Origin of the sequence: Pontibacter coccineus, assembly GCF_030546575.1 — a bacterium.
Taxonomy (GTDB): Bacteria; Bacteroidota; Bacteroidia; order Cytophagales; family Hymenobacteraceae; genus Pontibacter; species Pontibacter coccineus.
This window is the reverse complement of sequence record NZ_JAUOTN010000010.1, coordinates 102,046-117,378: the sequence shown is the minus strand read 5'-3', so window position 1 is coordinate 117,378 and position 15,333 is coordinate 102,046. Positions and strand designations below refer to the sequence as shown.

Below are 15,333 nucleotides of genomic sequence, written 5' to 3'. Positions count from 1 at the left end.
TAATGTTAACAATTCAGATTTCTCCCAAAGGTCGAAATGACATGAGGTAGCACTTACTACACGCTTAATACACGCTCTTTGGGACATCCATGTCCCGAAGTAAACTGTTGGGGATGTCCACATCCCCGTTTATCGGTTTACGCGGGTCTGGAGACCCGCAACAGTTGGGGGTAGGGGCCCTCGGATTGATAAATCCGAAACAGCTATTCTGGCTGTAGTTAAAAAATAAATTTTAACTTTAAGAGCTATACCTAACCCCTGAACTATGAGAGTTTTTACCCTATTCGTTCTGCTGTTTATACCTTGCCTGACCTTTGCGCAAAAGAAACCTGCAGCGCCTGATCTGGTGAAGTACGTCAACCCCATGATCGGCACGGCCAAGATGGGCCATACCTATCCGGGTGCCACGGTGCCCTTCGGCATGGTGCAGCTGAGTCCCGATACCGATACTATCCCTTATGAGGTGAACGGCAAGTATAACAAGGACGTGTACAAGTACTGCGCCGGCTACCAGTACGATGATAAGACGATTGTCGGCTTCAGCCATACCCACTTCAGCGGCACCGGCCACTCCGACCTGGGCGATTTTCTGATCGCGCCGACTACCGGCAAACTACAGCTGAATCCGGGCACCGCCGAGAGACCGGAAAGTGGGTATCGCTCAGCTTTTTCGCATAAAAATGAAGTAGCAGAACCGGCCTACTACAAGGTAAAGCTCGACGACCACAACATCCTGGCAGAACTCACGGCCAGCAACCGCGTGGGCATGCACCAGTATACCTTCCCGAAGTCTGACGAATCGCACATTGTCCTGGACCTGATGTCGGGCATCTACAACTACGACGGCAAAACCACTTGGACCTTTGTGCGCGTGGAGAACGATACCCTGATCACCGGTTACCGCCAGACCAATGGCTGGGCCCGCACCCGCACGGTATACTTTGCCATGTCCTTCAGCAAGCCGTTCCACCAGTATGGCAACCAGGATTTTGCTGAAGCGCAGGTATATAAAGGCTTCTGGCGCAAGTTTGACCAGACCAAAAACTTTCCTGAGTTTGCCGGTAAAAAGATCCGCGCCTACTTCGATTTTAAAACAGAGGAAGGAGAGAAGATCAAGATCAAGTTTGCCTTGTCGCCGGTGAGTACCGAGGGCGCTTTGGCCAACATGAGAGCCGAGATTCCGCACTGGGACTTTGAGCGGGTGAAGCGCGAAGGGCAGGCTGCCTGGAACAAGGAACTGAGCAAAGTGGTCGTGGATGCCGGCAAAGACGACCTCGTGAACTTCTATACTGCCATGTACCATTCTTTCCTTGGCCCAACCACTTACATGGATGTGGATGGCAGGTATAGAGGCATTGATTTGAACGTGCACCAGGCCGATGGCTTTACAAACTACACCAGCTTCTCGCTCTGGGATACCTACCGGGCGCTGCACCCGCTCTTCAACATCCTGCAGCCCGCGCGCAACAACGACATGATCAAATCCATGCTGACGCACTACGACCAGAGTGTGCATAAGATGCTGCCCGTATGGTCGCATTACGCCAACGAAAACTGGTGCATGATTGGCTACCACTCCGTGCCCGTGATTGCTGATGCGGTGTTGAAGGGGAACGGCAACTTTGACGCGAACCGTGCCTTGGATGCCTGCGTGCAGACCGCCCGCACCCGTTACTACGACGGCCTGGACTACTACATGGACATGGGCTACGTGCCGGAGGACAAGAATGGATCTTCGGTGTCGAAAACCCTGGAGTACGCCTACGACGATTGGTGCATTGCGCAGATGGGCAAGAAGCTGAACCGGCAGGATATTTACGAGGAATTCAGCAAACGAGCCCAGAACTACAAAAACGTGTACGACGCCAAATCCGGTTTCATGCGCCCGAAGCTGAGCGATGGCACCTGGAAGAAAGAATTTGACCCGCTGGACACGCATGGGCAGGGCTTTATTGAAGGCAACTCCTGGAACTACAGTCTCTATGTGCCCCACGACCCAGCCCAGATGATCGCCATGATGGGAGGGAAGACCCGCTTTGCTCAGCACCTGGACTCGCTCTTCACCATGGATTTGCCGGATAAGTACTTTGAGAACACCGAGGATATCTCCAGAGAAGGCATCATCGGCAACTACGTGCACGGCAACGAGCCCTCGCACCACGTTCCATTCCTCTACAACTGGACCGACCAACCCTGGAAAACGCAGGAACGCACCCGCATGGTGCTCAAGGCCATGTATAAGCCGACAGTCGACGGCCTGGGCGGCAATGACGACTTTGGGCAGATGAGTGCCTGGTACATCTTCAGTGCACTGGGCTTCTACCCGGTAGCCCCTGGCTCCGACCAATACGCCATCACCAGTCCAGCCATCAAGTCAGCCACAATCAACCTGGAGAACGGCAAGACCTTTATCATTGATGTGAAGAACCAGAAAGGCAGCAATGTGTATGTGCAGAAGATGGAGTTGAACGGAAAACCAGTGAATCGCGCTTTCCTGACGCACGATGAGATTATGAATGGTGGGAAGTTAATCTTTTATTTGGGCAGTAAGCCGAATAAGAAGCTTTTCGCTGTAGCCCCTTAATCAGGTATAGAGTGAAACCAGTTATAGCTTAAAAACAGAGAAGCCTCTCCGGATCAGGAGAGGCTTCTCTGTTTTTAAGGTTAATGCCCTCGCTCGTGTCCCGCGAGTGTGCGGTATAGGGCGGACTCTAGCCGATGGAGCAAGGTGGCTAGTTTGCAGCTGGCGTAGCTTCAGCCTGTCTATACCTTAACCTATATTGTTTTATAGCTTCGCCTGTGCGGCGGGCACTCACTTTTTGTCTTGACACAAAAAGTAAGCAAAAAGGTCAAGACTCCCCAAACTCGCTGAACGCTCAAACAGTGGGTAGTCATTTGGTGCACCTGGCTAAGGTGATCTGTTGCATAGCTTCCGTGGCAAGTTACTCTTGCTATACCTGCCAGGGGTCCGTGTGGTCTTGGCTACTAACCTTAAACCTATAAACTGGCGATGGCAGAAAGTCCCCCTTCGAAGGGGGCAGGGGGATGTTAATCGTGCACCGGAATCCTGTCAATCCGTGGGGGAGGAACCCTCTTAAATCCTGCAAGTCCCGATTCAGACAAAAAAAGAGACCGCAGGCTAATCCCACGGTCTCTTTTCTTTTGAATTCAATGTGTGTCGGCTATACCTGAACCTCTTTCACTTTATACCCCACGAAGCCATAATACACGATATAAGCGTAGCAGATCATCGGAATGATGAAGGAAAGCTGCAGGTCGCCTGTTACGTCAGCAAACAGGCCTTGTAGTGGGGGCACGATGGCACCGCCCACAATGGCCATTACCAGTAGGGAAGAACCTTAGCTGGTATGGCGGCCGAGCCCTTTGATGGCCAGGTCAAAGATGGTTGGGAACATGATGGAGTTGAACAGACCGATGGCGATGATCGCCCACATGGCAAGTGAACCTTCGGCTACCACCCCAATCAGCAGCAAGCCAATTACGGCCATGGCAAAAAAGCCCACAGTGCGGTTAGGTATAAAGCGGGCCAGCATCAGCACCAATACGTTTACTGCAATCATTCCCAGGATGATCAGCGCCTCGCTGAGGTCATACAACACATACACTGTCAGGAAGGTAGCCACGGCGATCAGGGCGATAACAGCAAACTTTCCGGCTTGCTTCAGGGTGCTCAAGGCGACGGCGCCGAAAAAGCGTCCGATCATAGCGCCACCCCAATAGAAGGCCAGGTAATGCTTCGCCTCCGATTCAGTCAGGCCGGTGATCTGTGGAAGTTTGATGTAATTGATCAACGCACTGCCAATGCTCACCTCACCACCCACATACATAAAGATACAGATGATACCCAGTACCAAATGCGGGTGCTTCAGAGCGGCTGCACCAGTCTCAATTTTGCCACTACCTTCCAGCCGCGGTAGTCTCGCCACTTTAATTAACAGTGCCAACAGTAGCAGTAGCGCAGCAAGTCCCAGGTAGGGGAGTTTCACAGAGTCTGCCGTGTCAATTTGGGCAGAAGCCACCTGGTCGAAGATCAGGTAACCGCCGATGATTGGGGCGATGGTAGTACCGAAGGAGTTCAGCGCCTGCGACAGGTTCATGCGGCTGGATGAGGTCTCAGGAGGCCCAAGGATCGCCACATAGGGATTGGCCGTGATCTGCAGTACCGTAATGCCGGATGCCAGCACAAACAGGGCCATCAGGAAAAGACCGTAGCTATGAAATTCGGCCGCTGGGTAGAACAAGGTACAACCCAACGCTGCTACGATCAGACCGATGATGATACCGTTCTTATACCCGATCTTCTGGATAGGGTCTCCTTTGACAATGGACAATATAAAGTAAAGGAAAGACACAATGAAGTAGGCCCCGAAGAAGGCTGTCTGGATCAGCATGGCCTGCCAGAGCTGCAGCGTAAACACCTCCTGCAGCTTCGGGATCAGGATGTCGTTCATGCAGGTGATAAAGCCCCACATAAAGAACAGGAGCGTTACAACGATCAGCGGGGAGGTATAGTTTCTATAGTCCCTCTGAGATTCGGTAGACTGCGAAGCAGTCTCGTTGGTCTTAATAGGCGTGATGGATGGCATCAGGGTATAGTTTAGTGTGTTAGGTTCTTGTTGTGTTTAAGGTATGACAATATAGCGTTTTTCCGGAAGTTAACGGACGGCTTTCGTTTTGTTTTTACTTACTACCACTCGTAGAGCAGCTCGTTCCCTCTCTTTCCTACTACCACAATAGCATCCATTTTACGCAGGCAGTACGTAATCTGGCGGCAGCGGTGCATCGGCAGCCCGGTAGCTTTTGCCAGGCATTTGTTCGAAAAGGGCTGCGGAAGTGTTGGTGGAAGAAACTCCAGAAAATCAGTGTTCTTGCTGAACACCCTGGAAGAGACCACACTAACCAATCGCCTGTCTTTCAGGCTTTCGCGCTTGCGGCGCTTACTGCCTTTGCCATCTTTGCAGCGTACTTCCTCCTCCTGTATCAGCGGAAACTCAATGGAGAAATTGGCGTGGTTCATTAGCTCAGGCAGCCGTACGAGCTCTTCAAAAAGATCGGTGAGCGCTCCCCTGGTGGTTGACTTGCGCCTGGACAAAGTGGAGCCGCCGGATTTGTCTACCTGCACAATCCATTTTTCGAGCGTGATCGGGTGCAGCATGTGTACGCGGTGTTCTTGTACCAGGGTCTGTAACTTCGGCCGGATGGCGGTGAAATTGCGGGTCTGGATCTCGACCAGCTGCTCTCCGCGCACCAGGTCAATTACAAATCCGCCAACAGGTACCTCAAAGCAATCACCAGGCTGGGCATACCATTGCTTCAGGGCGGCATGCAGCGAGCGCTCGTTGCGTATACCGATGCCATTTCCCCTGATACTCTCTTTATCTGCTACCTCTGAATCAGCCATACCTGCCACTTGCTTTTTCTAATCTGCAAAATAGGCATTCTGTTGTAAAAACAGCCTATCAGGCTCCTGTAAATTAGATTAGCGTATAAATCAGGTATAATACTAATAAGAAATAAGTGTATTAACCGGTGCTAATACGTATAATTTCCTAGGTTGATTTAACGCAACTTACGTAGTTAGAGAAGCTTACATTCTCAGTTCGGCCCTTTCGCGATGCGATCCTGCAACCTGGCCTCACTGTCTCTTAAAAGAAACGCTATGTTCAAAACAAACTCTGAATCAAATGTGCCGGTATCGACCGGCGAAGACAACATTACGGTTGCTCCTGTCATAAGCACCGAATCACACAAAAAAACAAGTAGTGGGGCAACACGAGCTAATGATTTTCAGGGCCTGCCGGATGTGGTCTGCCTGTCACACCTGCGCTGGGACTTTGTGTACCAGCGACCACAGCACCTGCTCTCGCGCTTCGCAAAACATGTACGTGTTTTCTTTGTGGAAGAACCCCTTTTCACAGATTGCCATGAGCCATACCTGCAGGTGGCAGAGCGGGAGGGGCATGTGCACCTGATCGTACCGCACCTGCCCCACGGCCTGTCGCCGGAGGAGGTAGAGGCGGCCCAACGGAGGCTATTAGACCAGCTGTTTGCTGAAAATAAAATAGTACACTACCTTTTCTGGTACTACACACCGATGGCCCTGGGCTTCACGGCGCATTTTGCCCCGGTGCTCACAGTCTATGACTGCATGGATGAGCTGTCGGCCTTCAGGTTTGCGCCCGCCCAACTCAAAGACCTGGAAAAGGCACTCTTCAGGAAAGCGGACCTTGTTTTTACGGGCGGCCAAAGCTTATATGAGGCCAAGAGAAAGCAGCATCCGCAGGCGCATGCTTTTCCAAGCAGCATCGACAAGGCGCACTTTGCGCAGGCGCGCACCCCTTTGCCCGAACCGTCTGACCAGGCTAATATTCCTGGACCCCGCATCGGTTTCTTTGGGGTGATAGACGAGCGTATGGACCTGGGGCTTTTGGAAGCGTTGGCAACCGCCCGACCGGAATGGCAACTGGTCATGATCGGACCGGTCGTGAAAATTGATCCGGCCACTTTGCCTCGTCACCCCAACATTCACTACCTGGGAGGGAAATCCTACAAAGAACTGCCAGCCTACCTGAGTGGCTGGGATGTGGCGCTCCTGCCTTTTGCCATCAATGAGTCCACCGAATTTATCAGCCCGACCAAAACGCCCGAATACCTGGCAGCCGGAAAGCCTGTGGTATCAACCCCTATCCGGGACGTGGTGCGCCCTTACGGGGATGCGGGTCTGGTGCATATCGCCGGTACCCCCGAAGCCTTTATAGCAGCAGTGGAGAAAGCCTTGCTGCAACAGCAGGACGAGGCGTGGCTGGCCGCTGTGGATGGTTTCATGGCCGACCTTTCCTGGAACAATACCTGGGGCAGCATGACGAAGCTGATCGCCAATGCCCTGGAGCTGAAAAAGCAGCGACGATCCTGATCAGGATGTAATTGTACCTTATAATTCAATACCGTATGTTCGACTACCTGATCGTGGGAGCGGGGTTTGCAGGAAGCGTCCTTGCCGAGCGCCTGGCCTCCCAGCTGGATAAAAGAGTACTCATCATCGACAAGCGACCGCACATTGCGGGCAATGCCTTCGATCATTACAATGAAGACGGGATACTCGTGCACAAGTATGGACCGCACATTTTCCACACCAATTCGAAAGAGGTGTTCGACTATCTGTCGCAGTTCACAGCCTGGCGCCCCTACGAGCATCGGGTGCTCGCCAGCGTGGACGGACAACTGGTGCCCATGCCCATTAACCTTGATACCATCAACAAGCTATATGGCCTTAGTCTGACCTCTTTTGAAGTGGATGACTTTTTTAAATCCGTGGCGGAGGAAGTGTCTACGGTGCGCACCTCCGAAGATGTGGTGGTCAGCAAAGTAGGGCGCGAGCTTTACGAAAAGTTCTTCCGCAACTATACCCGCAAACAATGGGGCATGGACCCCTCGGAACTGGACAAGTCCGTGACCTCCCGCGTGCCGGTGCGCATCAACCGCGACGACCGCTACTTTACCGACACCTTTCAGGCCATGCCGCTGCACGGCTACACGAGCATGTTCGAAAAGCTCCTGGCGCATCCCAACATCAAGATCATGCTCAACACGGATTACCACGAAATAATCGATGTGATTCCTTTCCGGGAAATGATCTATACCGGTCCGGTGGATGAGTACTTTGACTTCCGTTTTGGCAAACTGCCTTACCGTTCGCTGGAGTTTAAGCATGAAACGCTGGATGCCCCGGTATACTTGCCTGCCGCAGTGGTGAACTACCCCAACGAGCACGCCTATACCCGCATTACGGAATTCAAATACCTGACCGGGCAGCAGCATTCTAAAACCAGTGTGGTGTACGAATACCCGCAAGCGGCGGGAGACCCTTATTACCCGGTGCCGCGCCCTGAGAATGCGGCCATTTACAACCAGTACAAAAAGTTGGCAGAGGCGACTCTTGGGGTTCACTTTGTCGGTAGGCTGGCTACTTACAAGTATTACAACATGGACCAGGTGGTGGCGCAGGCGCTCACGCTTTTCAAAAAACTGACGGGCCAGGAAGAGGTGCTGCCGGTTCTGGAGGATGTCTTGGTCGGGCAAAACGGCCATCGCCTAAAGCTAAACGGAATGGGACTGCACACTGGCACGAAAGGCAGCAGCAGAACCGCCTGATAAAGATGAAATCCATTTTTGCCTGCCGCCGGATAGGTAGCAGGCAACTCCTACTCCCCGGGCTTATGGCAGATAACGCAACAAACACAATCTTACAGGAAAGTCCTTTTCAATCCTTCTGGATGGCTGGGTTTGAGTGCACCGATAAACTCAATGCTTTTGGTAATAGAGTCGACTTCCTTACCCTGACAGGCCATCTTGCTTTGCTGGAGCAGGACTACAAGAACCTGGCGCCTTTCCATATCAGGACGGTGCGTGAAGGTATACGTTGGAGCCAGGTGGAGAAAGCGCCTTATCAATATGACTGGAGCGCAGTAGGCGCCATGCTGAAGCGGGGCAGGGCACTGGGCATACAGCAGGTATGGGACCTCTGCCATTTTGGGTATCCGGATGACCTGACACCCCTGCACCCCATGTTTGCACGACGCTTTGCCGCCATGTGCCGTGCTTTTGTGCAGTATTACCGATTTCACTTTCCGGAAGGTCCGCTGGTGGTCACACCGATCAACGAAGTGAGTTTTATCTCCTGGCTGGGAGGGGATGTGCGGGGTACTTCGCCCTATTGCACCAGGCAGGGCTGGGAGGTAAAGTACGGACTGATGCGGGCGTACATAGAAGGTATAGCAGGTATGCGCGAAATCGACCCGGACATCCGGATACTGACCACAGAGCCGCTGGTAAACATAGTGGCTCCCCGTGGCTGTACGCCGGAGCAGCAAGCCGAGGCGCAACTAGCACATGAGCACCAGTTCCAGGCGGTAGATATGCTGTGCGGCCACGTTTGCCCCGAACTGGGCGGCAGACCGGAGTACCTGGATATACTGGGCCTCAACTACTACTACAGCAACCAGTGGGAGATAGGCACACACACGCAATTGAGTTGGGTGAACGAGCACCAGGATGAGCGGTGGCAGCCTTTACGGAGTCTGCTGCAGATGGCCTATGACCGTTACCAGAAACCCATTGCCCTAACAGAAACAAGCCACCCAGGTATAGACCGTCCGCACTGGATCCGTTTTGTCGCAGAAGAGTGCGCCGCCGCCTTGCAGGCGGGTATACCCTTGTGGGGCATCTGTCTTTATCCCATCATCGACCGGCCCGACTGGGACCATCTTTCCCCCTGGCATCGGTCAGGGCTTTGGGATGCGGAAGATGAGCCGGGCGAACTGCCGGAGCGCGTGTTGTACCAGCCCTACGCCGACGCCCTGCTGGATGCCCAACAAATGATGGAGGACGCCATCTTAACCGGTAGCGAAAAAGGGATACCACGACCTAACAGCACCATGTCGGAAGGTAACCGGCGCTTCAGGAAGCTGCGGCAAGTATTTAAAAGGGTCTAGCAATGGAGAGGTAATGCCCCAAAGTCAAATGCAGGTGCATATAAACGGTTTTTCAGACAAGCTAATTCTTAGCATACCGGAAAAACACATCAGTGACACCCACAACAGCAAACCTGCAAAGAGCGATGCGCTCCTTCGGTTTATCAAGGTATAGCTTGTTTAGGATGTTTTAGCCTCCTGTGATTGATGGAGCTTGCTGTTGCGGTATCCGTAAGCAAAGTACACCACCAGCCCTAACGCCAGCCATGCCAGAAAGCGCGTCCAGTTAGTCAGGCCTAGTTCCGTCATCAGGTATAGGTTAGTGAGCAGACCCAGCACCGGTATAAGCGATAGTTTCCGGATACAGGTAAAGACGGTGAGGATAGCAGCGATACCGATAAAGCCCAGCAGCGGCAGTTTGTGCTGAAAGTTTTCCCAACCTCCGTTCAGGCTGAAGAAGTCGCTTACTTCAGCGGCGCGGAAGCGGTATAACAGCACCACAGCTACAAGTACCAGCAGCGGCAACACATAGCGGCCATTGATGTAGGGCACCCGGAACCCTTTGTGTGCCGCCGTGGCGGCTTTTTGCTTTTCCTCCAGCAACAGGATACCGCCGCACACCAGCACAAAGGCGAACAGTGTACCGATGCTGGTCAGGTCTGTCACTTCTGTCAGATTCATGAAGAGGGCCGGCACGGCCACCACAAAACCGGTGACGATGGTGGCGAAGGCGGGCGTTCTGTGTTTCGGGTGGATGCGGGAGAAGGCCCTTGGCAAAAGACCGTCGCGGCTCATGGCCATCCAGATGCGCGGCTGCCCGTATTGGAACACCAGGAGCACGCTGGCCATGGCGACAACAGCACTCACGGCCACAATTCCAGCCATAGCATCCAGGTTCACCCTTGAAAACACATAAGCTAGCGGGTCACCTACGGCCAGTTCCCCAAATGGCACCATACCTGTCAGCACCAGTGCCAGCACCACGTATAGCACTGTGCAGATCACCAGTGTGAAAATCATGGCGCGAGGCAGATCGCGCTGGGGGTTCTCACACTCTTCGGCGGTGGTGGAGATGGCATCGAAGCCGATGTAGGCGAAGAAAACGGCCGATACCCCTTTCATAATGCCCGCCAGTCCATTCGGGGCGAAAGGAGTCCAGTTGTCGGTGTTCACATAGAAGGCGCCCACCGTGATGACGAGCAAAATGACGATGAGTTTGAGCAACACCAGCAGATTGGCCGTCCGTTTGGATTCCTTGATGCCGATGTACACCAGGTACGTGATCAGCGCCGTGATACCCAATGCAGGTACATCCGCCACCAGGCGCAGGCTGCCAAGTGCCGGCGCGTTTTGCCAGGCCAGAAAAGCCTCCTGTGTGTGGCCTGGCAAGCTGGTTAAGGCCTGCCCTTGTGCCATGGCTTCGGTAGCAGTGGCATACCCACGCGACGCGCTCAAGAAATCCATGGTCAGGTACTCGGGCATACCGATGCCGATTCCACGGAGCACGGCGGTAAAGTAATCAGACCAGGAAATGGCCACCGCAATATTCCCGATGGCATACTCCATGAGCAGGTCCCAGCCGATGATCCAGGCCACAAACTCCCCGAAAGAAGCATAGGCATAGGTATAGGCGCTACCCGACACAGGTATGGTAGAGGCGAACTGGGCGTAGCACAGGGCAGAAAAACCGCAGGCGATGGCCGTGAAGATAAAGAGCAGCGAGACGCCGGGTCCGCCAGCCGCGCTGGCATTGCCGATGGTGCTGAAGATGCCCGCCCCGATGATGGCAGCGATGCCAAAGGCGACCAGATCCCTGAACTGGAGGTTGCGGACCAGGTTAGTGCCCTGGATGGTGCCATCCTCCCTGTAGTCTTCTATAACGGCTGTGGCATTTTTGCGGCGGGTGAGGTTCTTCGCGAAATTTCTCATTTAACAGGTATAGTATTGGTGTTGGAAGAGGCAGTGGAAGTCTGCTGTTTCGATTCAGGTATGGTGCTGCTTTTCTCGTTGCCGTACACAACAGCAACCCAGCGGGGGAACACGATCACACCCACCACCAGGTATAAGTAGTAGGTCAGCAGGCGGTACAGGAGCACGATGATGGTGGTAAAACCGCCCAGGAAGGCACCGAAAAAGGCCGGGAAAGCAATTTCTGCAAAGCCAGCCCCACCCGGGGTAACAGAAACCAGCAGTACCACTTTGTAGATGAGGTTACGAGCGAACACCAGGAAATGGTCCGCCGCATCCAGATGCGTGAACGCCGCTATCAGGCAGCCGATGATGACATAGCGGGCCGTCCAGACGAATATGGTGGAGATGCTCCCATGCAGCCAGTAGGCCGTATTCTTGGTACGCAGGTGCCTGGAAGCAATCAACAGCTCGTTGGCATGGCGCAGCAGCGTGGGTCGCCACTTGCGCAATAGCCGGAAACTCCCGATCCGCAGCAAAAGGCGCTTGACGGCTTTCGGGTTAATGAACAAAGCGTAGAACATGGTGAAGGCATATAGGGCGATCAGCAGGTATGAGATACCAAAGGCAATGCCCAGGCTTTGCCGCAGCGTCTCATTCATGTTGTCGAAGGCGGGGATCAACTGCCCATCCGCGAACAACAAAACCAATGGCACAGCCAGCACGAAGTACAGGTTGTCCAGCATGGCTGTCACCATTACCTGTGCGATGGACTTCCCCAGCGGAATCTTCTCCTTGAACAGGATATAGGCAGCCACGGTAGAGCCACCCACTACAGAAGGCAGTGCACATGAGGCAAACTCCCAGAGCATGATCACCCGGAAACTTTGCTTCCAACTCAATGCCTTGTCTGTGATGTAGCGGATGCGGTACATGTATCCCAGGTCCCTGATCAGCAGCACCAGCAGGGTGACACCAAGCCAGAGCGGACTGGCCTGCAGGAGGGTTTGGAGTTGCCCCGGCTCGTAGTTCTTATACAGCATGTAACCCACTACACCCAGGCCCAGCAACATGGGTAGAATTAGCCTGCGGGCAGAGAATTTTGCTTGTAGTTTTTCTTTTGTCAGTGTCATGAATGTGATGGTATCTACTCAGACCTCTTCTCGTCTTATTTTGTGCCAATCGTACGAGGAGAGTCCCGTAGTTTCAGGTATAACCCGTTCCGAGGCAATGCAGCCACGATGCCACCCAAGGCTTGCTGAAGAGCCAGAATTACTGAAGTAGCTTTGCCGGGGCCGCTATACCTTAAAATAGAAATGGGCTTAAGGGAACACTGGCTCCTGAATCAGGCGTCCATGTGTTTTACGCCGGCGTAACATACCGGAAAAAGGTCGGTAACTAAGGGCCTTTTATGAGAATAGGGTGGAGACCGCAATCGCCTATGGAGGCGGGGTAGGAGTGTGGCGCTGGTGCAGTACCGTTGCCAACAGGATAGAGTTTATGAAGTAGTGAGCAGACCAGAGGAAACAATAGGGACCTATCGATCTGGCTTGCACCCAAAGCTTCGCCTGAGATAAAATGGCCGGCAAGAAGAGCGGGCGGAGCCTCTTTTGTATCGTTTAAACTATATTGATGCAACTCCCCCGATTTGGAGGCCGGCTGTGCGGTGACAGGCTGGGCAAATGCCAACACACTGCATAGCAGAACCGCCAGCAAGACGTTCAGCTTTTGAAGCAACTGTGCACCTGTAGTTTTCATCGCAGCAAAGGAATAGTGTTGTGCCGATTAATGCAATAGCAACGGAACATATATTTTATACCTGAAGCCAAGCTCCAACAAGTGTTTTGATCTTCAGGCCGTGTCCTGTATCCTGTCAACAAGCCTTCTGACACCATGTTTGAATAAGCAAAATAGAGCTTTTAGTACAGTGTATTCTCAGTCTCCAGCCCCTGTTACAAGCGTAGTGGTTTTGCAGGTTTTTGCTTGCTCCTGAGATAGTTTTAATGCAGTACTTTCTTCTCTGTTGAGGCTTGTGTCTCCTGGCGCTGGTTTCTACGGAACCACCAGTACATGGGGATGCCGGTTAATATCAGGGCCATGCCGATGGCTGCCTCACGCGGACGGACAACGATTGTGTTCACAAAAAGGGCGGCACAGAAGAGGACCATGATGGCGGGCACTATTGGGTAACCCCATACCTTATAGGGCCTAAGCGCGTTAGGCATCTTCTTCCGAAGGATGAACACACCCAGGGTCGTGGAGCCGTAAAAGATGAAGACAGCAAAAATGATCATGTCCGTCAGCTGATCGAACGTACCGGAGAGCACCAACAGGCAGGCCCAGACACTCTGGAAGCGAAGTGAGTTGGCTGGTGCCTGTGCCTTGTTGAGTTCCGCCGCCTTTCGGAAGAAAAGCCCTTCACGCGCCATAGCGAAATACGTGCGGCTGCTGGCAAGCACAGTGGCGTTGGTGCAGCCAAAGGTCGTGATCAGGATCAGGATAGAGATGAAGATGGTGCCTCCATATCCCCAGAAACTCTTCACGACTTCTACGGCCGCAATCTTGTTTCCGGCTGCATGTATCTGCTCCAATACTGGAATTGGCAAAATGGATAAATAGGTCATGTTCACCAGCAGGTAAATGCCTATTACGGTCAGCACCCCGATCGTAATGCCCCTCGGAATGTTCTGCTTGGCGTTTTTGACCTCCCCGCCTAAGAATCCGATGGCGGCCCAGCCCTGGTAGGCCCAGAACGCGGAGAGCATAGCCGTGAATATGGCGCTGAACGTGACGGGAGAATTGGAAACAGATGAAACCGAGAAGCTTTCGGTAATCGTTGACTGCTCACTGGAAAGACCGAAAAGCACGATGATACCGATCCCGGTGAAGACGAGCAATAAGATGGCGGTGCTTAGCCACGCCCCCGTCCGAACGCCCTTCATGTTAACCCACGTGAGGAGGACGATCAGCAGGATGGCAACCAGCTTTATATTGAAGTCGGCAAAAGGGTAGAAAATACCACTGATCGTAAAGCCGGATAGCCCTTCCAGCAAAGGAGGGAGGGGCACAATGCTGTGGAGAGACTGCGCGAAGACATAGGATAAGGAGGAGATCGCCGCCGTCTGGATGACCGTAAAGAGGGACCACCCGTAAATGAAGGCGAAGAAACGGTTGTAGATCTTTTTGTAATAAGTATACTCCCCGCCCGTATCGGCTAGCAGCCCGGCTACCTCTGCGTTACAGAGCGCGCCAAACAGCGAGATAATGCCAGCCAGCAGCCAGCAGATCAGCACCCACTCAGCCGAGTGTAGCTCATTAGCCATCGGGGCCACCTTCTTGTAGACGCCGGACCCGATGATGTTTCCTATCACGACTACGATGACCAGGCGCAGGCCCAGTGATCGGTCCAGTTCTCTTTGTTTCTCCATGCGATTTGTCTTCTGCTGGTCTCTTTACAATTAGGCAATTCTAACCCCAATGTAGGATGGAAAAATAATATTTCATACAAATTTATCCATAGCAATAAAAAGTTGGGAAGCAGTGGTGGGTAGGGGAAACTTCACCAGTAAGACTTTGATCAAGGTTGAAGATCGATTGGTTCTAGTACATAACCGACTTGAGGTATACCGTGTGGTGATCGGATATTTCAAAATTGTGCGTTGCCGGTAGATACTGGTTACCTGTTAGTCGGCGCTATACCTGTCAGATGCGATGTTTGTTATATTTACTTGCTGTCTTAAAGGTGGCCGTCGTAAAATAAGCGTAAATGAGGTATGGAAGTAGTATTCGGAGTGTTGGTGGTGGTATAGAATTCATAAAAATCACTTCAATAGAGTTATGTGGTCAGCAAAGTCTTATTTAAAATGAAGAACTTAGAGTATATTGAATACTCTTACTAATTAGCGAGGAATTAATAATTGAGGCATTAGACTAT

Annotated in this window: 10 protein-coding genes; 4 read left to right on the top strand and 6 right to left on the bottom strand. The window is 52.7% G+C overall.

Annotation, left to right across the window (positions count from 1 at the left end):
* The first annotated feature begins 265 nt into the window (after positions 1-265).
* Positions 266-2,584 (top strand): GH92 family glycosyl hydrolase, encoded by a 2,319-nt coding sequence (locus Q4E40_RS19145; protein ID WP_303414544.1) that lies wholly within the window; start codon positions 266-268, stop codon positions 2,582-2,584.
* A gap of 598 nt (positions 2,585-3,182) precedes the next feature.
* On the opposite strand, the gene Q4E40_RS20440 is transcribed toward Q4E40_RS19145, so the two are convergent.
* From Q4E40_RS20440 to Q4E40_RS19135, 3 genes are all read right to left on the bottom strand, one after another.
* Positions 3,183-3,341 carry a hypothetical protein gene (locus Q4E40_RS20440; protein ID WP_368411183.1) on the bottom strand — a complete coding sequence of 53 codons (159 nt, stop codon included), beginning with the start codon at positions 3,339-3,341 and terminating at the stop codon, positions 3,183-3,185.
* A gap of 18 nt (positions 3,342-3,359) precedes the next feature.
* Positions 3,360-4,607 (bottom strand): sugar MFS transporter, encoded by a 1,248-nt coding sequence (locus tag Q4E40_RS19140; RefSeq protein ID WP_368411182.1) that lies wholly within the window; start codon positions 4,605-4,607, stop codon positions 3,360-3,362.
* A gap of 101 nt (positions 4,608-4,708) precedes the next feature.
* A complete protein-coding gene (locus Q4E40_RS19135) occupies positions 4,709-5,422 on the bottom strand; it encodes a DUF8091 domain-containing protein (protein WP_303414542.1) in 714 nt (237 codons plus the stop codon).
* Between the two features lie 258 nt (positions 5,423-5,680).
* On the opposite strand from Q4E40_RS19135, the gene Q4E40_RS19130 reads away from it, so the two are divergent.
* The 3 genes from Q4E40_RS19130 to Q4E40_RS19120 all read left to right on the top strand — a co-directional run bounded on the left by Q4E40_RS19130 (position 5,681) and on the right by Q4E40_RS19120 (position 9,512).
* Positions 5,681-6,934, top strand: coding sequence for a glycosyltransferase family 1 protein (locus Q4E40_RS19130; RefSeq protein WP_303414540.1), 1,254 nt, complete (start codon positions 5,681-5,683; stop codon positions 6,932-6,934).
* 35 nt (positions 6,935-6,969) lie between these two features.
* On the top strand, positions 6,970-8,172 hold the full coding sequence (glf, locus tag Q4E40_RS19125) for a UDP-galactopyranose mutase (protein WP_303414537.1): 1,203 nt from the start codon (positions 6,970-6,972) through the stop codon (positions 8,170-8,172).
* A 65-nt stretch (positions 8,173-8,237) separates the two neighbouring features.
* A complete protein-coding gene (locus tag Q4E40_RS19120) occupies positions 8,238-9,512 on the top strand; it encodes a glycoside hydrolase family 1 protein (RefSeq protein ID WP_303414536.1) in 1,275 nt (424 codons plus the stop codon).
* A gap of 159 nt (positions 9,513-9,671) precedes the next feature.
* Here Q4E40_RS19120 and Q4E40_RS19115 read toward each other — a convergent pair whose 3' ends face one another.
* From Q4E40_RS19115 to Q4E40_RS19105, 3 genes are all read right to left on the bottom strand, one after another.
* Complete coding sequence (locus Q4E40_RS19115) at positions 9,672-11,420, bottom strand: amino acid permease (protein WP_303414534.1); 1,749 nt, start codon at positions 11,418-11,420, stop codon at positions 9,672-9,674.
* Positions 11,417-12,532, bottom strand: a complete 1,116-nt coding sequence (locus tag Q4E40_RS19110; RefSeq protein ID WP_303414532.1) for a lysylphosphatidylglycerol synthase transmembrane domain-containing protein — start codon at positions 12,530-12,532, stop codon at positions 11,417-11,419. Before Q4E40_RS19110 ends, Q4E40_RS19115 begins: the two co-directional genes overlap by 4 nt.
* Before the next feature lie 867 nt (positions 12,533-13,399).
* Complete coding sequence (locus tag Q4E40_RS19105; protein ID WP_303414531.1) at positions 13,400-14,827, bottom strand: APC family permease; 1,428 nt, start codon at positions 14,825-14,827, stop codon at positions 13,400-13,402.
* Between the last annotated feature and the right edge of the window lie 506 nt (positions 14,828-15,333).